At 69.0% G+C, this 18,925-nt stretch carries 18 protein-coding genes; 3 read left to right on the forward strand and 15 right to left on the reverse strand.

Features of this window, described 5'->3' with window-relative positions:
- Positions 1–402: hypothetical protein (locus QK291_RS18400; protein WP_282384255.1), on the forward strand; the 402-nt coding region annotated here is incomplete at its 5' end.
- Between the two features lie 14 nt (positions 403–416).
- Here the strand turns inward: QK291_RS18400 and tyrS are convergent.
- The 5 genes from tyrS to QK291_RS18425 form a co-directional block, all read right to left on the reverse strand.
- Positions 417–1,730, reverse strand: coding sequence for a tyrosine--tRNA ligase (tyrS, locus tag QK291_RS18405; protein ID WP_282384256.1), 1,314 nt, complete (start codon positions 1,728–1,730; stop codon positions 417–419).
- Positions 1,731–1,806: 76 nt separating this feature from the next.
- Complete coding sequence (locus QK291_RS18410) at positions 1,807–4,035, reverse strand: AAA family ATPase (RefSeq protein WP_282384258.1); 2,229 nt, start codon at positions 4,033–4,035, stop codon at positions 1,807–1,809.
- 196 nt (positions 4,036–4,231) lie between these two features.
- Entirely contained in the window at positions 4,232–4,774 is a 543-nt protein-coding gene (locus QK291_RS18415) for an adenine phosphoribosyltransferase (RefSeq protein ID WP_282384284.1), read from the reverse strand.
- A gap of 26 nt (positions 4,775–4,800) precedes the next feature.
- The gene (locus tag QK291_RS18420; protein ID WP_282384259.1) at positions 4,801–5,445 is read right to left on the reverse strand and encodes a hypothetical protein; all 645 of its coding nucleotides are present in this window, start codon (positions 5,443–5,445) and stop codon (positions 4,801–4,803) included.
- 99 nt (positions 5,446–5,544) lie between these two features.
- Positions 5,545–6,228 carry a DNA-3-methyladenine glycosylase gene (locus QK291_RS18425; RefSeq protein ID WP_282384261.1) on the reverse strand — a complete coding sequence of 228 codons (684 nt, stop codon included), beginning with the start codon at positions 6,226–6,228 and terminating at the stop codon, positions 5,545–5,547.
- A 91-nt stretch (positions 6,229–6,319) separates the two neighbouring features.
- Here QK291_RS18425 and QK291_RS18430 point away from each other — a divergent pair, with 91 nt between their 5' ends.
- Positions 6,320–7,918 (forward strand): AlkA N-terminal domain-containing protein, encoded by a 1,599-nt coding sequence (locus QK291_RS18430; protein ID WP_282384263.1) that lies wholly within the window; start codon positions 6,320–6,322, stop codon positions 7,916–7,918.
- Positions 7,915–8,427, forward strand: coding sequence for a methylated-DNA--[protein]-cysteine S-methyltransferase (locus QK291_RS18435; RefSeq protein WP_282384264.1), 513 nt, complete (start codon positions 7,915–7,917; stop codon positions 8,425–8,427). Before QK291_RS18430 ends, QK291_RS18435 begins: the two co-directional genes overlap by 4 nt.
- 236 nt (positions 8,428–8,663) lie before the next feature.
- Here the strand turns inward: QK291_RS18435 and QK291_RS18440 are convergent, their stop codons facing one another.
- The 10 genes from QK291_RS18440 to argC all read right to left on the reverse strand — a co-directional run bounded on the left by QK291_RS18440 (position 8,664) and on the right by argC (position 18,824).
- On the reverse strand, positions 8,664–9,404 hold the full coding sequence (locus QK291_RS18440) for a maleylpyruvate isomerase family mycothiol-dependent enzyme (protein ID WP_282384265.1): 741 nt from the start codon (positions 9,402–9,404) through the stop codon (positions 8,664–8,666).
- A gap of 48 nt (positions 9,405–9,452) precedes the next feature.
- Positions 9,453–9,983 (reverse strand): pyridoxamine 5'-phosphate oxidase family protein, encoded by a 531-nt coding sequence (locus QK291_RS18445; RefSeq protein WP_282384267.1) that lies wholly within the window; start codon positions 9,981–9,983, stop codon positions 9,453–9,455.
- Between the two features lie 76 nt (positions 9,984–10,059).
- Positions 10,060–11,487 carry an argininosuccinate lyase gene (gene argH / locus QK291_RS18450; protein WP_282384269.1) on the reverse strand — a complete coding sequence of 476 codons (1,428 nt, stop codon included), beginning with the start codon at positions 11,485–11,487 and terminating at the stop codon, positions 10,060–10,062.
- Between the two features lie 5 nt (positions 11,488–11,492).
- Positions 11,493–12,698 (reverse strand): argininosuccinate synthase, encoded by a 1,206-nt coding sequence (locus tag QK291_RS18455; protein ID WP_282384270.1) that lies wholly within the window; start codon positions 12,696–12,698, stop codon positions 11,493–11,495.
- Between the two features lie 103 nt (positions 12,699–12,801).
- On the reverse strand, positions 12,802–13,335 hold the full coding sequence (locus QK291_RS18460) for an arginine repressor (RefSeq protein WP_282384272.1): 534 nt from the start codon (positions 13,333–13,335) through the stop codon (positions 12,802–12,804).
- The gene (gene argF, locus QK291_RS18465) at positions 13,335–14,345 is read right to left on the reverse strand and encodes an ornithine carbamoyltransferase (protein WP_282384285.1); all 1,011 of its coding nucleotides are present in this window, start codon (positions 14,343–14,345) and stop codon (positions 13,335–13,337) included. The genes QK291_RS18460 and argF overlap by 1 nt, the downstream gene beginning before the upstream one ends.
- Positions 14,346–14,377: 32 nt before the next feature.
- Positions 14,378–15,652, reverse strand: coding sequence for an acetylornithine transaminase (locus QK291_RS18470; RefSeq protein WP_282384274.1), 1,275 nt, complete (start codon positions 15,650–15,652; stop codon positions 14,378–14,380).
- Positions 15,649–16,605 carry an acetylglutamate kinase gene (argB, locus tag QK291_RS18475; protein WP_282384276.1) on the reverse strand — a complete coding sequence of 319 codons (957 nt, stop codon included), beginning with the start codon at positions 16,603–16,605 and terminating at the stop codon, positions 15,649–15,651. The genes QK291_RS18470 and argB overlap by 4 nt, the downstream gene beginning before the upstream one ends.
- A gap of 24 nt (positions 16,606–16,629) precedes the next feature.
- On the reverse strand, positions 16,630–17,796 hold the full coding sequence (gene argJ / locus QK291_RS18480) for a bifunctional glutamate N-acetyltransferase/amino-acid acetyltransferase ArgJ (protein WP_282384277.1): 1,167 nt from the start codon (positions 17,794–17,796) through the stop codon (positions 16,630–16,632).
- On the reverse strand, positions 17,793–18,824 hold the full coding sequence (gene argC / locus QK291_RS18485; RefSeq protein WP_282384279.1) for an N-acetyl-gamma-glutamyl-phosphate reductase: 1,032 nt from the start codon (positions 18,822–18,824) through the stop codon (positions 17,793–17,795). Before argC ends, argJ begins: the two co-directional genes overlap by 4 nt.
- Between the last annotated feature and the right edge of the window lie 101 nt (positions 18,825–18,925).

An 18,925-nucleotide genomic window follows, 5' to 3' on the forward strand; every position in this document is an offset into this window, starting at 1 on the left:
ATAAATTGGTATCAACAAACTTGGCACACTATTGAGTTCTCAAACAACAGACACATTCGAAGTACTTTTCGAAACTATTCAATACAATTGAATTCTTTGTTTCGCTTTTTCTTCGCTGCGATATTTGAAGCTTATTTCATTCAAATCCACTTTGCAAATCCAGATTTTCATCTGCATTTCACTCGGTGGAACAATTGCGCCCACAAAAATGTGAAGCAATTTTTCATTCCTGCGCCGCGTGCTCCAGGGGAGCCGAAAGCGCTAGAAGAATTGCTTCTCTATTTTTGTTGGGGTTGGCCACCACTCTGCGGTGGCGACTCAAAAAACAATACACCCTCCTGCCCGACCTTGCAACTGGGCCGGACAGGCTTGCAACTGGGTCGGACAGGAGGGTGCAGGTGATGTGCGGTGCCGTTCTAGGCCGCGGACACTTCCACGGTGGCGAGGTTCTTCTTGCCCCGGCGCAGCAGCAGGTAGCGTCCGTGCAGCAGCTGGCCGGGCACGATCACGGCATCCGGATCTGCGACCTTGGCGTTGTTGACGTACGCCCCGCCCTCCCCCACGGTACGGCGGGCGGCCGACTTGCTCTCCGACAGGCCCGTGGCGACCAGTAGTTCGATAATGCCCAGACTGCCGGCGTCGACGGTGGCTGACGGGAGTTCGGACGTGGCCGCCTTGAGCGTGGCCTCGTCCAGGACGCTGAGGTCACCATTGCCGAACAGGGCGGCGGAGGCGGCGATGACCTTCTCCGTGGCATCCACACCGTGGACGAGAGAGGTCACCTCGTAGGCGAGCTTCCGCTGTCCCTCGCGGGCGAAGGGCCGCTGGGCAACCGCGGTTTCCATCGACTCGATCTCGGCGCGGCTCAGGAAGGTGAACACCTTCAGGCGTGCCGCCACGTCGCTGTCCGCCGTGTTGAGCCAGAACTGGTAGAAGGCGTACGGGCTGCACATCTCCGGATCGAGCCAGATGGCGTTGCCCTCGCTCTTGCCGAACTTCGTGCCGTCGGAGTTCGTGATGAGGGGGGTACCGAGCGCGTGGACGTGCTTGCCCTCGACCTTGCGGATCAGATCGGTGCCACTCGTGAGATTGCCCCACTGGTCCGATCCACCGGTCTGCAGGACACAGCCGTAGTCTCGGAAAAGCTGCAGAAAGTCCATACCTTGGAGGATCTGGTAGCTGAACTCCGTGTAGCTGATCCCCTCGTCGGAATTCAGCCGGTTGGCAACAATATCCTTTTTGATCATGGTGCCGACCCGGAAGTGTTTGCCGATCCCGCGAAGGAAGTCGATGGCGCTCAGCGGCGCGGTCCAGTCAAGGTTATTGACCATTTGTGCCGCGTTGTCACCCTCAAAGCTGAGGAAACGCTGGACCTGCGCCTGCAGCTTCCCGACCCATTCGGCGACCGTCTCGGGGGTGTTGAGCACCCGCTCGGCGGTCTGCCGCGGATCTCCGATCAGGCCGGTGGAGCCGCCGACCAGCCCGAGGGGCTTGTGGCCCGCCAGCTGGATCCGGCGCATCAGCAGCAGCTGGACCAGGTTGCCCAGGTGCAGGCTTGGCGCCGTGGGATCGAAGCCACAGTAATAGGTTGCGGGATCGCCGGCGAGGAGTTTCTCCAGCTCCGCCTCATCCGTCGAGACGTGGACCAGGCCTCGCCATTTCAGCTCCTGCCACACGTTGGCGAAGCTGGGGTCATTCTGCTGGGAACGTAGATCATTTAGCTGGGACACGGAATCTAAGTTAGCAGGATCGGGGCACCGTCAGCGCGTGTGACCGTCGGGCGACCGGGTCGCCCGACGGCGGGCCTCAGTCCTCGACGCCCGCCGGCACCCCGGCGGAGGCGATGAGCCGCAGCCGCTGGGTGGGCCTGGTCATGGCGACATACAGGTCGCCGACCCGGCCGTGCTCATGGTTGAGCATGGCCGACGGCTCCAGCACCACGACGCCGTCGAACTCCAGGCCCTTGGCCTCACGGGGGCTGATCACCACGATGTCCTGCACGTAGCTGCCGGCATCCGTACCGACGCGGCGTCCATAGACTGCCCGCAGCGCGGCGGTCGCCTCGGGGAGGAGCTCGCCGTCGGCAATGACGGCCAGCAGGCCGCCCTCGAGCGCGCCCAGCTCCTCCGGCAGGACCTCGACGAGCTTGCTGATGATCCCGCCACGCTCAACGCGGTCGATCACCGGCGCCCAGCGGCCCTCGCGGACCGCCTTCGGTGCGGACACCACGAGCCCCGCGGCGTTGGCCATCCGGGCGGCCGCTTCCGCGATCTGCGAGGGCGTGCGGTAGTTGACCGTGAGTTCCTCGAGCTGCCAGCGGTCGCCGAACATGGGAGCGAGGGCGCTGTGCCAGGAGTTGGCGCCGGCCACGGAACTCGTCTGGGCAATATCGCCCACAATGGTGAAGGACTTCAGCGGGCAGCGGCGGACCAGCAGGCGCCACTGCATCGGCGAGAGCTCCTGGGCCTCGTCCACCACAATGTGCCCGAACGCCCAGCTGCGGTCCGTCGTGGCGCGCTCGGCGGCGGTGAGCCGGGCTTCGCGTTCCTGGTTTTGGTCCACGAGCTCTTCGGCGGAGATCAGCACGTCCACGCCGGCTGTTTCCATGTTGACCAGCGTCTGCTTGGCATTGGCCAGGTCGCGGGCACGGTCGTGTTCCTGCTGGGCCAGTCCCCGGCCCGCGGCCGCGTCGAGTTCGCCGAGAAGTTCTGCGGCCTCATCCAGCAGCGGTACGTCCGCCTCGGTCCACGGAGCGTCGGCGGGCCGGAGCAGCAGTTCACGCTCGGCCGGGGTGAGATGGGGTGTGCAGGCCGCCAGGATCGCCGGCCTGCTGAGGAGTTCACCGATGAGCTTCTCCGGTGTCATCGGCATCCAGCACAGATTCAGGGCAATGCGGACGTCCCGTGCGGATCGGACGTCCTCGGCCAGATAGGATCGGTCGGCGTTGTTGCCGATGCTGCCGGCTTCCACGAGTTCCGTCATCTGCTCGGTCAGTTCGCGCAGCAGGATCTTGACGAACGAGACACGGGCCTCGTTGTGCGGCTTGCCGGTCGAACGGGCCCGGTCCCTGGCACGGCGGACCTGCCGGGGGGTCAGCAGAAGTTTGCGCCCGTCGACTTCGAGGACGCGGTTCTCCGCCGGGATGCGCTGCCGGTTGGCCACGGCGTTCGCCACGACCTCGGCCATGTCCAGCCGGCCCTTGATCGCCGCGACCGCGGAATCGGGTTCCGCGACGGCGTGGATGCCGGGCATGAGGCGCCCTACACTCGCCATCACGACGCCGGTTTCGCCGAGCGACGGCAGCACCCGCTCGATGTACTTCATGAATGACGACGACGGGCCCACCAGCAGGACACCTGCGGTCTTGAGCCGGTCACGGTGGGTGTAGAGCAGGTAGGCGGCGCGGTGCAGCGCCACGGCGGTCTTGCCGGTGCCGGGACCGCCCTGGACCACGAGGGCGCCGGAAATCGACGAACGGATGATCCGGTCCTGCTCGGACTGGATGGTCCCGACGATGTCCGACATCCGGCCGGTCCGCTTGGAATTCAGGGCAGCCAGCAGGGCGCCCTCGCCCTGGAGGGACTCATTGTCCGCCAGCAGGTCGGCGTCGAGAACGTCATCCTCGATCGCCTTGACCTCTCGGCCCTGCAGGATCAGGTGGCGGCGGCGGCGCACACCCTGCCGGTCGAACGCGGTGGCCTGGTAGAAATGCCCGGCCTCGGGCGCGCGCCAGTCCAGCATGAGGCGCTGGAGGTCGTCGGTGGTCAGGCCGATCCGCCCGATGTACTGGGCCTCCCCGGAGTCGAGGTCCAAGCGGCCGAACACGAGCCGGTCGTCGACGGCGTCGAGCTGCGCCAGGCGGTCCTCGTAGAGCGCGGCGAACGCGTCCCGCTCGGAGACGTTCTGCATGGTGCCCACCGCACCGGCACGCCGTACCTGCGCCAGCTGGGCGCGCTTTTCCGCCCGCAGCTCATCCAGCCGGGCGTAAAGTCCGGCCACGTAGTCGCGTTCATGGGCCAAATCAGCGTCGTGCATCGAACGTTCCCCTATCGAAAAAGACAGACCAACCATTGTACAACCATTTCGGCCTACCCATCGGCACATGTCTGTTTTGTGCAGGCATTCTACCGAGGCCCGCGGAATCGTCCATTCCTCCCGGCGGTCTTTTTGCCCGCGGACCGCGCGGCCTGGCGCGGGGCTGGAGGCGGGGCGGGCTGGGCTGGGGCTGGGGCTACAGGCGCAGCAGGGAGCTGACCCGGTGGCCGTCCAGGGCCGATCGCCCGCCGAGTTCGCCGAGTTCCATGACCACGCCAACGCCGGCCACGGCGACTCCGCACCGTTCGAACAGCCGCACGGCGGCGCCGAGCGTGCCGCCCGTGGCGAGGACGTCGTCGAGGATCAGGACGCGGCTTCCGGGAGCGAGGTCCGTGGTGTGCAGTTCCAGGGTGGCGTTGCCGTATTCGAGCGCGTAGTCCTCGGAGACCACCTCACGCGGCAGCTTGCCGGCCTTGCGGACGGTGATGACGCCGGTGCCCGTGGCGTACGCGGCCGCGGCAGCCAGCAGGAAACCGCGGGCTTCCACCCCGGCGACGGCGTCGAACTGGCCCTCGAACGGCTCCACCAAGGCGTTCACGACAGCCTTGAGCGCGGCACCGTCGGCGAACACCGGGGTCAGGTCCTTGAAGACGATCCCGGGCTTGGGGTAGTCGGGGATCGTGGCGCAGAGGCTGCTGATCAGCTCATCCACCGGTAGGGTGGTCGCATTCCGGGTCATCGTGGTCTGGTGCTGCTTGCTTTGATTCACCCATCAACCTTACTTGCTGCACCCTCGCCACCGGCCGGGCCCGTGCCTGTGGCTGGAGTTTCGTCGCTGGCCGGCGTGGCCGGTGACCGCAGGAGCCCGTGCGCGAGTCCGTAGCTGACGACTTCGAGCGCCTTGCTGAGCGCATGTTCCGCGTCGAACCGCCGGGCCGCCGCCGCACCCAGGCGGTCGTGGTCCTTCGCCCATTCGGAACGACGGAACCGATCAGCGTCGCCGTGCAGGAGCCGTCCGTAGAGAACGTCTTCGAAAACCTCGCGGCCGTCGTCCGGGGCCGCTCCGGGCATGTCATGCTGCCGGCCCTGGATCATCTCGGCGGTGAACAGGTCCGCCACCGCCTCCGTCCCCTCCGTGAGCCTGGAGTCTGCGGCATAGTTGCACAGGCGCAGCGCCCTCACCACCAGCTTGAGGGACACATGTTCATCCCGCACGATGAACTTCCGCAGCAGGGCCGCCCGGAACAGTTCCACCCACTGCCGGCGTTCGGCCGCCGGGGAATCCATCGGCACCGGTCCGTCAGCTGGCCTGAACAGCTCGACCATCCGGAAGTAGTCGGCGGCCAGCTGCGCAAAGATCTCAAGCCTCTCGAGCTCGCTGCGTGGTTTCCCGCGCTTGCCCTCACCCATCCGATGCCGTCCTCCCCCGCCGCCGATCCCAGGTAGACCTCCAGAACCAGCAGAACCACCAGAACCTACCAAACCACCAGAACCGCCGCAGCCGCCCGGCTAGGGGGTCCGCACCTTCGCCGCCTTGTAGCGGGACACGGTCGGGTCACCGCTCAGCCAGAAGCGCCAGGGGTAGTCGTGGGTGCCTCCGGCGCCGGAGACGCCGACGCGCGGCCCGGCGCTGACGTGCACAGCCTGCAGGGCGGGCAGTTCCAGTCCGAACGGGGCCTGGAGGGCGTCCCTGCCGCTGTCCGCCGTCGTGATTCCGAGTGATGTGGCGAGCCGGGCCGGGCCGCTCGCCAGGTCCTTTGGGGATTTCGACGCCGGCCGCCGGCTGAGTGCGAGCCGCTCGCCGGCCACAATCTCGCCGGCCCGCAGCAGCACGGCGGAGGCCACGCCGGCCGGCCCGCACACGATGTTGGCGCAGTGGTGCATTCCGTAGGTGAAGTAGACGTACAGATGGCCGGCCGGGCCGAACATCGGGGCGTTGCGCGCAGTCTCGCCGCGGAAGGTGTGCGAGCCGGGGTCCGGGTGCGGCGAGTCGTGCGGGCCCAGATAGGCCTCCACCTCCGAGATCCGCACGGACACCGGGCCGCCGCTCCCCTCGTGCGTCAGCACCGCGCCGAGTAGCAGTGGCGCCACCTGCCGGGCGTCCAGGGACAGGAGGTCCCGCAGTCCATCCGCGGGCGTCCCGCCGGCAGGGAGCCCACGGCCCGGCGCACGGAGTGGAGGCGTCAACGTCATGCTCCGACTTTAACAAACGGCACCCATCCCCCTCCACCGCCGTGTCCGATTTCCGCTAGCAGCAGTTCCCGGAAGCTGGCAGGATGAACCCATGGACTTCTGGCAGCGCTACCGGGCAATCGATGCCCGGGACACCCGGTTCGACGGGCAGTTCTACACCGCTGTCCGCACCACGGGCATCTATTGCCGGCCCTCATGCCCGGCGCGGACCCCCAAGTCGGGGAATGTCACCTTCTACGAAACGTCCGCCGCTGCGCACGACGCCGGGTACCGGGCCTGCAAGCGCTGCCTGCCCGAAGCCGTCCCGGGCACGCCGGCCTGGAACGTGCGCTCCGACATTGCCGGGCGCGCGATGCGGCTCATCAACGACGGTGTGATCAACCGCGACGGCGTGGAGGGGCTGGCGGCGAGGCTGGGCTACTCGTCGCGGCAGCTCAACCGGATCCTGAGCCATGAACTCGGCGCGGGACCACTGTCGCTGGCCCGGGCCGGGCGGGCCCAGACCGCCCGCACCCTGCTCGTGTCCACGGCCATGAAAGCCGCCGATATCGCCTTCGCCGCCGGCTTCAGCAGCGTGCGCCAGTTCAACGAGACCATCGGCGAGGTCTTCGCCATGACACCCTCGGCGCTGCGGGCCACGGCCAGGCCCCACCGTACGTCGGGCCCGGCCGCCCAGTCGACGACGGCCCTGGCGCTGAACCTGCCGTACCGCGAGCCGTTCGACCCGGGCATCTTCGGCTTCCTCGCGGTCCGGGCCATCCCCGGCATCGAGGAAGGTTCGTTCACTTCCTATGCCCGGACCCTGCGTCTGGCCCACGGCGACGCCCGCTTCCGGGTGGACTACGACGCCGGTTCCCCGGGCCGTCCGCTCGTACTGACCATCGGCGCCGTCGACCTGCGGGACCTCCCGCCCCTGCTCAGCAGGGTCCGCCGGCTGCTGGACCTCGACTCCGACCCGGTCGCCATCGACGGTGCGCTGGCGTCCGATCCGAGGCTCTCAACCAGTGTCGCCGCGACCCCCGGGATGCGGATGCCGGGCGCCGTCGACCCGCAGGAGTTACTGGTCCGGGCCATGATCGGCCAGCAGATCACCGTCGCCGCAGCCCGTACCGCCCTCACCCAACTGTCCGCGGCCGGCAGCGAGAGCCTGGTCCCGGCGGAGGGCCTGCACCGGCTGTTCCCGACGGCGGAGCAGATTGCCGGGCACGGTTTTGATCTGCTCCGCGGGCCGCAGCGCCGCATCGAGTCCGTCCGCGCGGCGGCCGCGGCGATGGCCTCGGGCGGGCTCGACTTCGGCTACGGCGACGACGTGCCCGCTCTGGAGTCCAAACTGCTGCCCCTCGCCGGTGTGGGGCCGTGGACGGTTGGCTACGTGGCAATGCGCGTGATCGGCGCCCCGGATGTCTTCCTGGCCAATGACGCAGCGGTCCGCAATGGCATCCGCTCACTCGCCCGGCCGACGAACGGCGCGGCAGCAGCCCCCGACACCCTGAGCCCTGATTTCCGGGAGCTCAGCCCCTGGCGCTCCTACGCCACGATGCACCTCTGGCGCGCCGCAGCGGCGGCCCAGGCCGCGGCGCGCAAACCGTCCCCGGCTGAGGCTCAGCCGCCACCCCCGGCGCCGCCGCAGGCTCCAACAAAGACTCCAGTTCAGGCTCCACCGCAGACTCCGAAGAAAGCGATCCGATGACAGCCCAGTTGTTGACCATGTCCACCCCGGACGGTCCGTTTACCATCATTGCCCGGGACGGGGCAGTGCTGGCCTCGGGGTGGACTGCCGTTCCCGGCGAGCTAACCGGCCAGATCCATCCGGAGCTGCTGCCCGTGGACTACCAGACCGTCACCGGGCTCGGCGGCATCTCGGCGGCCGTGGACGATTTCTATGCCGGGAACCCCGGGCCCGCCATGGCGGTGCCGGTGCTGCAGAAGTCCGGGCCGTTCCGGGGGCACGCGTGGGATGTCCTCCGGACCGTCGCGCCGGGACACCCCGTGACCTACACCGAGTACGCGGAGCTGTCCGGCAACGTCAAAGCCGTACGCGCCGCGGCCAGTGCCTGCGCCTTCAACGCCGCAGCATTGTTCGTCCCCTGCCACCGGGTGATCCGCACCGACGGCAGCTTGGGCGGTTTCCGCTGGGGGCTTGCCATCAAGGAAAGCCTGCTGGACCGGGAACGCCGGCAGGCCGCCGAGGTGGCGTAACGCCAGGTGCCGGGTGCCGAGGTGAGAGCTCGCGCCCATGCCGCTGCGGATCATGGGCCTCAAATGACATCTGAGCGCAGGACCCAGGGATGTGAGACCCGGCGGCGCAGGACCCAGCGGGCGTGAGTGCCGGGCGTGTGAGTCCCGGCGGCGTGAGTGCCGGGGGTGTGAGTCCCGGGGGTGTGAGTCCCAGGGATGTGAGTCCCGGCGGCGTGAGTGCCGGGGGTGCGCGCGTCCTAACGGGTGACGGGCACCCCGGCGGGCCAGGGCAGCAGCGCGGGGAGGTCCACGCCGTCGGCCGCCGCGGTGGCGCGCAGGCTGCCGAGGGTCGGCGTGCGTCCCGCGAGCCAGGCCGCGATATCGGTGAGCATCCCGTTGATGGCGGTCGACCGGCCGCCGGGGATACCGATCGACACGGCAGGCAGGCCGAGCGGCTGGAGCACGAAGCGCTGTCCTTCCGGCACCCGCGCGGCGAGGAAATCGAAGAGATGCTCGCAGAACGGCCGGCTCCAGGTTTCCGGGCCGCGGCCGGTGCCGAGGTCGGTCGTGTGGATGACGAGCTCGCGCCAAAGCGCCAGCCCCCCGTCGAAAACGACTCCACCGCGGAAGCTGATGGGCGCCTGCCAGCCGGCCTCGTCCAGCGCACCAAAGGCCTGCAGCGCCCGGTCCAGTGCGGCGTCCAGATCGGCCCGGTGCTCCGCGGTTGTGTGCCCGGCAGCCATTTCGATGGCGCGGGTCCGGCCCTCGTAACCGCCGTCATAGAGCCCGATGCTGTCGCCCCGCGCGGCGTATTCCAGCTGGCGGGCCATCGCATTGGCGATTCCGCAGACGTGGGCCAGCACGTGGCCGCGCGTCCAGCCCGGCAGTTCCGAGGGGGCCTTGATGTCCCCGTCCGAGAAGGTGGCGGCGATTCCAGCCACGACGCCGGCGGCGCGGCGGAGTTCGTCCAGGACTTTTTCCGGGGTGATGGTGGTCATGGCGATCATCCTATTACGAACGTCATACCAACACCGGATAAATGGCGATTAACTGAACGACTCTGGACCAAAGCGGTGGCGGAGGTGCCGGCGGTCGTGCCGGGCCTGCCAGAACTCGATCTCGCGGGGCCTAAGGGCGTACAGCTGCCAGTCCGGGTTGTCGCTGCCGTCCGCGCCGGGCCGGGCGTGCCAGTCAGCAGCCGAGGCCTCGGCGGACAACTCGACCACACCGCCGGTGACGCGGACCTGCCGGCCCTGCTGCTGCCAGAAGAAGTTCAGGGCCGCGTGCGGGTTGGCCGCGAGTTCGTGCCCCTTGCGGGACGCCCGGGAGGTCGCAAAGTGCCAGCCGTCGGCGTCGATGTCCTTGAGAATCAGCATCCGGGAGGACGGCCGCCCAAGCTCATCCGCTGTGGCGAGGCTGCAGGCGTTGGGCTGCGGCACACCGACCGCCAGGGCTTCAGCGAGCCACAACCGGAACAGCTCCGCCGGGTCCGCGGGGGCCGCATCCGGGTCGAAGTCCGGGAGCAGTTCGGGGAAATCGGGCAGGGCGCGCAGCAACTGGCGGAACGATTCGCTCATGCACCCACCTTAACGAGGAAAGTCCCGGCAAACACGACCACCAGTGGCCGCGCCTGCCGGGACTGCCCGGCGCTTGCTACCCCGCGTATCCCCGGACCGCGGCGAGCTCGGCCTCGAGGGCCAGCAGCTGGCGCTCGACGGCGGCCGGCGCGGTGCCGCCCTGGGAGTTCCGGCTGTTCAGCGAGCCTTCGGTGCTGAGGACCGTGCGGACCTCCGGCGTCAGGTGCCCGGAGATGGCGGCGTATTCCGCGTCCGTGAGGTCCCAGAGTTCGACGCCGCGGCTTTCGGCCTGCTTGACCGCGGCACCGGAGAGCTCGTGCGCCTCGCGGAACGGAACGCCCTGGCGGACCAGCCATTCGGCGATGTCCGTGGCCAGCGCGAAGCCCTGCGGCGCCAGCGATTGCATCCGTTCGGTGTTGAACGTCAGCGTCGCGATCATGCCGGAGACTGCCGGGAGCAGGACCTCCAGCGTGTCGGCGGCGTCGAAGACCGGTTCCTTGTCCTCCTGCAGGTCGCGGTTGTACGCGAGCGGCAGTCCCTTCAGGGTGGCCAGCAGCCCGGTCAGGTTGCCGATCAGCCGGCCGGCCTTGCCGCGGGCCAGTTCCGCCACGTCCGGGTTCTTCTTCTGCGGCATGATCGAGGAGCCGGTGGAGTAGGAATCGTGCAGGGTGACGAAGGAGAACTCCTTGGTGGCCCAGAGGATGACTTCCTCCGACACGCGGGAGAGATCCACTCCGATCATGGCCGTGATCCACGCGAACTCGGCGAAGACGTCGCGGGAGGCGGTGCCGTCGATCGAGTTGTGCGTGGCGGAGAAGAAGCCCAGGTCCGCGGCCACGGCCTCCGGGTCCAGGCCCAGGGAGGAGCCCGCAAGGGCGCCGGAGCCGTACGGCGAGACGCCGGCGCGCTTGTCCCAGTCCTGGAACCGCTGCACATCGCGCAGCAGCGCCCAGGCGTGGGCCAGCAGGTGGTGACTGAGCAGCACCGGCTGGGCGTGCTGCAGGTGGGTGCGGCCGGGCATCGCCACCCCCTGGTGCGCCTTGGCCTGCGCCACGAGGGCATCGATTGTGGCGAGCACGCCGCGGGAGATGATCCGGGCGTGGTCGCGCAGGAACATCCTCCCCAGCGTGGCCACCTGGTCGTTGCGGGACCGGCCGGCGCGGAGCTTGCCGCCGAGCTGGGTGCCGGCGCGCGCGATCAGTCCGCGTTCCAGCGAGCCGTGCACGTCCTCGTCGGACTCCGCCGGCAGGTAGGCGCCGGAGGCGACGTCCTCGTCCAGCCGGCCGAGGGCGTCCAGCATGCCTGCCAGCTCGGCGTCGTCGAGCAAGCCGGCCTTGTGCAGCACGCGGGCGTGCGCTTTGGACCCGGCGATGTCGTAGCGGGCCAGCCGCCAGTCAAAGTGCGTGGACTTGCTCAGCGCGGCGAGGGCGTCCGCGGGACCGCCGGCGAACCGGCCGCCCCACAGAGCACCGGTGTTGGTAGCTTCAGACTTTTGCTCAGCCACAGGGGCTACTTTCCGTCGACGCGGATGTCGCGGCTGGAGGCCACCTTGGCGGACATGCCCCACAGCTCGATGAAGCCGCGCGCCATCGACTGGTCGAAGGTGTCACCGGTGTCGTAGGTGGCGAGGTCGAAGTCGTAGAGCGAGGTCCCGGAGCGGCGTCCGTTGACGACCGCCTGGCCGCCGTGCAGGGTCATCCGGATGTCGCCGGTGACGTAGCGCTGGGTGTCCTCGATGAAGGCGTCGAGGGAGCGCTTGAGCGGCGAGAACCACTGGCCGTCGTAGACCAGCTCGGACCAGCGCTGGCCGACGGTGGCCTTGAAGCGGGCCTGCTCGCGCTCGACCGTGATGTCCTCGAGGTGCTTGTGCGCAGTGATCAGCGCCATGGCGCCCGGTGCCTCATAGATTTCGCGGGACTTGATCCCGACGAGGCGGTCCTCGACGACGTCGATCCGGCCGACGCCCTGGGCGCCGGCGCGGCGGTTGAGTTCCTTGATGGCCTGCAGCGGGGTGACCTTGACGCCGTCGATCGCGACCGGGATGCCTGCCTCGAAGGAGATGGTGACCTCATCGGGTGCCGGCGGGAATTCCGGGGTGGCGGTGTAGTCGTAGATGTCCTTGGTGGGGGCGTTCCAGATGTCCTCGAGGTAGCCGGTTTCGACGGCGCGGCCCCAGACGTTCTGGTCGATCGAGTACGGGTTCTTCTTGGTGGTCTCGATCGGCAGTCCCTTTTCCTCGGCGAAGGCGATGGCCTTGTCGCGGGTCAGGGCGAGGTCGCGGACCGGGGCGATGCACTTCAGGTCCGGCCCGAGGGTCTGGATGCCGACTTCGAAGCGGACCTGGTCGTTGCCCTTGCCGGTGCAGCCGTGGGCCACCGTGGTGGCGCCGAATTCGCGGGCGGCCTTGACGAGGTGCTTGACGATCACCGGTCGCGAGATCGCGGAGACCAGCGGGTAGTGGCCCTGGTAGAGGGCGTTGGCCTTCAGCGCGGGCATGCAGTACTCGTTGGCGAACTCGTCGCTCGCGTCGGCCACGTAGGCCTCGACGGCGCCGCAGCCCAGGGCACGCTGGCGGATCGTCTCCAGCGACTCGCCGCCCTGTCCGACGTCGACCGCCACGGCGATAACCTCGGCGCCGGTCGCTTCACCGATCCAGCCGATGGCTACGGAAGTATCCAGGCCACCGGAGTAGGCCAGCACAATACGCTCAGTCACTTGAAATGCTCCTTAGTTGTTTGGGGAAATGTCGGGGGAAAAGCTTGTCTACTGAAAGCCTGTCACATCCCTGTGGCAGGCCCAATCTTCAGGCCGGGAGCGGTCAGCCGCTGCCGGCTTCCTCGGCGAGCTGCAGGAAGCGGGCAGCCACGTCGGCGCCGCCGAGCGGGTCCCGGGTGACCAGCAGCACGGTGTCGTCGCCCGCGATGGTGCCCAGGATGGACGGCATCACCGAGTGGTCGATCGCCAGGGCCAGGAAGTTGGCCGCGCCGGGAGGCGTCCGGAGCACCACGATGTTGGCGGACGCTTCGGCGGTGACCAGCAGTTCCGCGCAGAGCCGGGCCAGCCGCGCGTCGAGGATCTCCTGGGTGACGCCGCTCTTGGCCGCGCGTTCCCCGCCCTCCCCCGGCACCGCGTAGACGAGCACGCCGTCCTTGCCGCGCACGCGCACCGCGCCGAGCTCCACGAGGTCCCGGGACAGCGTGGCCTGGGTGACCTGGACGCCGTCGTCCGCGAGCAGCGCCGCCAGTTCGGCCTGCGAGCGGACCGAGTCACCGGTGAGGATCGCGGTGATCCGCGCCTGCCGGGCCGTCTTGGTGGCCGGGCTGGCCCCCGGCGAGGCGGGCTGGGCGGACACTATCCGAGCGCCTTCGGTGCCTGTGTCCGATTCGGCGCCAGCCCCTCGACAACAGCCAGGCCGGAGCGGTGCATCAGCCACGCCATGAGTGCCTTCTGGGCGTGCAGCCGGTTCTCGGCCTCGTCCCAGACGACGGACTGCGGGCCGTCGATCACGGCCGCGGCGATCTCGTAGCCGCGGTAGGCAGGCAGGCAGTGCAGCACGACGGCGTCCGGTGCCGCGAGCTTCATCGCCGCCTCGTCCACGGCGTAGCGGCGGAACAGCTGTTGCCGGGCCTCCTTCTCGTCCTCCTGGCCCATCGACACCCAGGTGTCGGTGGCGACGACGTCGGCGCCGAGCAGCGCCTCGGCGGCGTCCACGGTGACGAGCACCGAGCCGCCGGTCTCCACAGCACGGTCTTCGGCCGCCGCGATGATGGCCGGGGAGGGCAGGTAGCCGTCCGGGCCGGCGATGCGGACGTGCATGCCGGCGGTGACGCCGGCCAGCAGGTAGGAGTTGGCCATGTTGTTGGCGGAGTCGCCGAGGTAGCTCATGGTCAGGCCCGCCAGGTCGCCCTTGTGTTCCTTGATGGTGAGCAGGTCCGCGAGGAGCTGGCAGGGGTGGTAGTCATCGCACAGGGCGTTGATGACCGGGACGCGGGAGTTGGCGGCCATGGCCACGAGCCCGGAGTGGGCGCCGGTGCGCCAGACGATGGTGGAGACCATACGCTCCAGGACCCTGGCGGTGTCCTCGACGGATTCCTTGTGGCCGATCTGCGCCTCGCCAGGGTTGATGATGAGCGCATTGCCGCCCATGGCGGCGACGCCGGCGGCGAAGGACACCCGTGTCCTGGTGGAGGTCTTGTCGAAGATCACGGCGACGGTCTGGCGCCCGCTGCCCTCGGCGGCGAAGGGCTGCACGCTGTAGGGGGCGGCCTTCATCCGGACGGCGAGCTCCAGGACCTCGGCCTGCTCGGCCGGGGTGAGGTCCGTGTCCTTGAGGAAGTGGCGGACCTGGCTGTTGGAAGTCACGGTCGAAGGCACGGTGGAAATGTCAGTCGCGGTCACTGGGCGTCCTTTGCGGTCTGGAGGAGTGCGGGCAGTGCCGCGAGGAAGCGGTCGGCCTGTTCGGTGGTGAGGATCAGCGGCGGCGCAAGGCGGATGGTGTGCGGGCCGGGGCTGTTGACGATAAAGCCCGCCCCGAGGCCGGCGGTCACGACGGCCGGGGCGACGTCGGCGTCGAGGTCGAAGCCGATCAGGAGCCCATCGCCGCGGACCTCGGTGACGCCGTGGACCGCGGCGAGGCCCGCACGCAGGTGCTCCCCCAGTTTCCGGACGTGGCCCAGGACCTGCTGGTTTTCCAGCACGTGCAGGGTGGCCAGCGCCGCGGCGGTGGCGACGGGGTTGCCGCCGAACGTGGTCCCGTGCTGGCCGGCGGTCAGCAGGGCGGACGTTTCCGGGCCGTAGGTGACGAGGGCGCCGATCGGGAAGCCGCCGCCGAGGCCTTTGGCGAGGGTCACGGCGTCGGGCATGATCCCGGCGTCCTCGCTCGCGAGCCACTTGCCGGTGCGGCCGATGCCGGTCTGGACCTCGTCCAGGATCAGCAGGGCACCGGCGGCGCTGGTGGCCTCCCGGGCCGCCCGCAGGTAGCCGGCGGGCAGCGGGCGGACCCCGGCCTCGCCCTGGATCGGTTCGAGGAAGACCGCGGCGACGGTGTCGTCCACCGCGGCGCGGAGGGCGTCGATGTCGCCGAAGGGAACGTGTTCGACGCCGCCGGGCAGCGGGGCGAACGGCGCCCGGTACGCTTCCTTCGCGGTCAGCGCCAGGGCGCCCATGGTGCGGCCGTGGAAGGCGCCCTCGAGGGCGATGACCTTGGTGCGCGGTTTTTCTTCAGATCCGGTGTTTCGCCGTGCCAGCTTGAAGGCCGCCTCGACGGCTTCGGTGCCGGAGTTGGCGAAAAACACCCTGGACCCGGCCGGGGCCCTGGTGATCTCCAGCAGCTTCTCGGCCAGCGCGATCTGGGTGGGGCTCGTGAAGAAATTGGAGACGTGGCCCAGGGTGGCGAGCTGGCTGGAGATCACCGAGGTGACGAAGGGGTGCGCGTGGCCGAGGGCGTTGACCGCGATTCCACCGAGGAGGTCCAGGTATTCCTTGCCGTCGGCGTCCCAGACCAGGCAGCCGGCGCCGCGGACCAGGACCCGCTGCGGGGTGCCGAAGACGCCCAGCAGCGAGGAGTTGTAGCGGGACAGCCACTGCGCACCGGTGGCGCGGGACTGGACGAGCTCCGCGACCGGGGAGTGCTCGAGATCCGTGGTGGGTGCGGTTTCGGTCGGGTTCATTTGTTCTCCTCGTCCGGGACGACCTGGGTGCCGATGCCCGCCGTCGTGAAGGTTTCCAGGAGCATCGAGTGCGGCAGCCTGCCATCGACGATGTGCGCGCGTTCGACGCCGCCGTCAACGGCCTTGAGGCAGGCCTCCATTTTCGGGATCATCCCTGACTCCAGGCCAGGCAGCAGCGCGCGAAGTTCCGAGGCGGTGAGTGAGGAAATCAGCGAGGAGCGGTCCGGCCAGTTGGCGTAGAGTCCCTCGACGTCGGTGAGGATGACCAGCTTCGAGGCGCCGAGGGCTTCGGCCAGGGCGGCCGCAGCCGTGTCCGCGTTGACGTTCAGCACCTGGCCGGTGGTCTGCGCCTGCTTGGCGCCCGGGTCGCCGCTGCCGTCCTCGAAGATTTCCGGCGCGACCGTGGAGATCACCGGGATGCGCCCCGCCGCGATGATGTCCAGGATTCCCTCCGGGTTCACACCGATCACTTCGCCGACCAGGCCCAGGTCCACCTCCTCGCCGTCCACGACGGTGCCGGTCCGGACCGCGCGGAGCAGGCCGCCGTCCTCGCCGGACATCCCGACGGCGTAGGGGCCATGGGAGTTGATCAGGCCGACGAGCTCGCGGCCGACCTGGCCGGTCAGGACCATGCGGACCACGTCCATGGCCTCCGGCGTGGTGACCCGCAGCCCGCCCTTGAACTCCGATTCGATGCCGAGACGGCTGAGCATGGCGTTGATCTGCGGGCCGCCGCCGTGCACCACCACCGGGTGGATCCCGACGTGGTGCAGGAAGACGACGTCTTCGGCGAATGCCCGGCGGAGCTCGTCGTTGACCATGGCGTTGCCGCCGTACTTGATCACCATGGTGGTGCCGGCAAAGCGCTGGATCCAGGGCAGTGCCTCGATCAGGGTGCCGGCCTTGCTCTGGGCGTCGGACATGGAGGTGGTCTCGCGGGTCTGGGTGTTCATATTGATCGTCCCTCCGGGAACTGCCTAGCTGGAGTAGGCGCTGTTTTCGTGGACGTACTCGTGGGTGAGGTCGTTGGTCCAGATCGTGGCCTCGGCCCCGCCGGCCTGGAGGTCGATCTCGACCAGAACCTCGCGGGGTTCAAGGTCCACGAGGCCGCGGTCATCGCCGATGCTGCCGTTGCGGCAGATCTGGACGCCGTTCATGGACACGTTGAGCCGGTCGGGTTCGAAGGCCGCGTCGGTGGTTCCGACGGCGGAGAGCACCCGGCCCCAGTTGGGGTCCTTACCGAAGATCGCGGCCTTGAAGAGGTTGGAGCGGGCGACGGCGCGGCTGACGACTTCGGCGTCCTTTTCGCTGGCGGCATTGAACGTGCGGATTGCGATGTCGTGGCTGGCGCCTTCGGCGTCGCCGATCAGCTTGCGGGCCAGTTCCGCGCAGACCTGGGTCAGGCCCCTGCCGAAGTCGACGGCGGACGGCACGGCACCGGAGGCTGCGGAGGCCAGGAGCACCACGGTGTCGTTGGTGGACATGCAGCCGTCCGAGTCCGCCCGGTCAAAGGTGACCCGGGTGGCGTCCCGGAGCACGACGTCGAGCATGTCCGGCTGGACGTCGGCGTCCGTGGTGAGGACCACGAGCATGGTGGCGAGCCCGGGGGCTAGCATGCCGGCGCCCTTGGCCATCCCGCCAATGGTGAATTCCTTGCCGTCGGCATCGGCGCCGATGAAGAGCGCCTGCTTGGGCACGGAGTCCGTGGTCATGATCGCGGTGGCGGCATCCGGTCCGCCGTCGGCGCTGAGCGCTGCCGTGGCGGCGCCGATCCCGGCGAGGATCTTGTCCATCGGGAGCTGCTCGCCGATCAGGCCGGTGGAGCAGACGAACACGTCGGTGGCGGAGACTCCGAGCGCCTCGGCGGTCTTCTCGGCGGTGGTGTGCGTGTTCTGGAAACCCTGCGGTCCGGTGCAGGCATTGGCTCCGCCGGAGTTGAGGATCACGGCGTCCACGCGGCCGTCCTTGACGACCTCGCGGGACCAGTGCACGGGGGCGGCGGCCACGCGGTTGGAGGTGAACACGGCGGCGGCGGCCTTGGCGGGGCCGTCGTTGACCACGAGGGCCAGGTCCGGGTTGCCGGAGGTCTTCAGGCCGGCCGTGACGCCGGCGGCGCGGAATCCCTGGGGGACGGTGATGCTCATGGTGCGACTCCCTGCAGATCGAGGCCGGCGGTTTCCGCCAGGCCGAGGGCAATATTCATCGACTGCACGGCCCCGCCGGCGGTCCCCTTGGTCAGGTTGTCGATGGCGCAGGTGACGATGACACGGCCGGTGTGCCCATCGAGTGCCAGCTGCATCACCGCATGGTTGGATCCCTGCACCGACTTCGTGGAGGGCCAGCGGCCTTCCGGGAGCAGGTGGACAAAGGGCTCGTCGTCGTACGCCTCGCTCCAGGCGTGGCGGAGTTCCTCCTCGGTCACACCGGGCCGGACTTTCGCCGTCGCGGTCGTGAGGATGCCCCTGCTCATCGGGGCCAGCGTGGGGGTGAAGGACACCGTGACCGGCGCGTTTAGTGCCCGGGAGAGCCCCTGCTCGATCTCCGGGGTGTGCCGGTGTCCGCCGCCGACGCCGTACGGGCTCATCGAGCCCATGACCTCCGCGCCAATCAGGTTGACCTTGGCGGCCTTGCCTGCCCCGGAGGTGCCGGACGCGGAAACGATGACGACGTCGTCGGCCTGCAGCAGGTGGTTGCTGAAGCCCGGGGTGAGGGCCAGCAGGGCCGACGTCGGGTAGCAGCCCGGCACGGCGATCCGTTTGGCGCCGCGGAGCGCCTCGCGCTGGCCGGGAAGCTCCGGCAGCCCGTAGGGCCAGGTTCCGGCGTGCGGGGTGCCGTAGAACTTCTCCCAGGCGGCCGCGTCGGTCAGCCGGTGGTCGGCGCCGGCGTCGATGACGAGCGTGCCGGCCGGCAGCTGCGCCGCGATCTCCGCGGAGGCACCGTGCGGCAGGGCCAGGAACACCACGTCGTGTCCGGACAGGTTTGCCACCGTCGTGTCTTCGAGGATTCGGCTCGCCAGACCGTGGAGATGGGGCTGCAATTCCCCTAGTCTGGAACCGGCGTTGCTGTGCGCGGTGATGGCGCCGATCGTCACGTCGGGGTGGCCGGCGAGGAGCCGCAGCACCTCGCCGCCGGCATAACCGCTTGCGCCGGAGACGGCAACAGAAATAGTCATAGCACCGACTATACAGCAAGAGTATGCATAGATCCCGATATTTATGCATCCATTGCTCCATGTCCGGGCCGGGCCCCGGAACGCCGCCGGCGGGCCCTCCG

The sequence above is a fragment of the Arthrobacter sp. AL12 genome (genome assembly GCF_029960645.1).
In the GTDB taxonomy this organism is placed as follows: domain Bacteria; phylum Actinomycetota; class Actinomycetes; order Actinomycetales; family Micrococcaceae; genus Arthrobacter.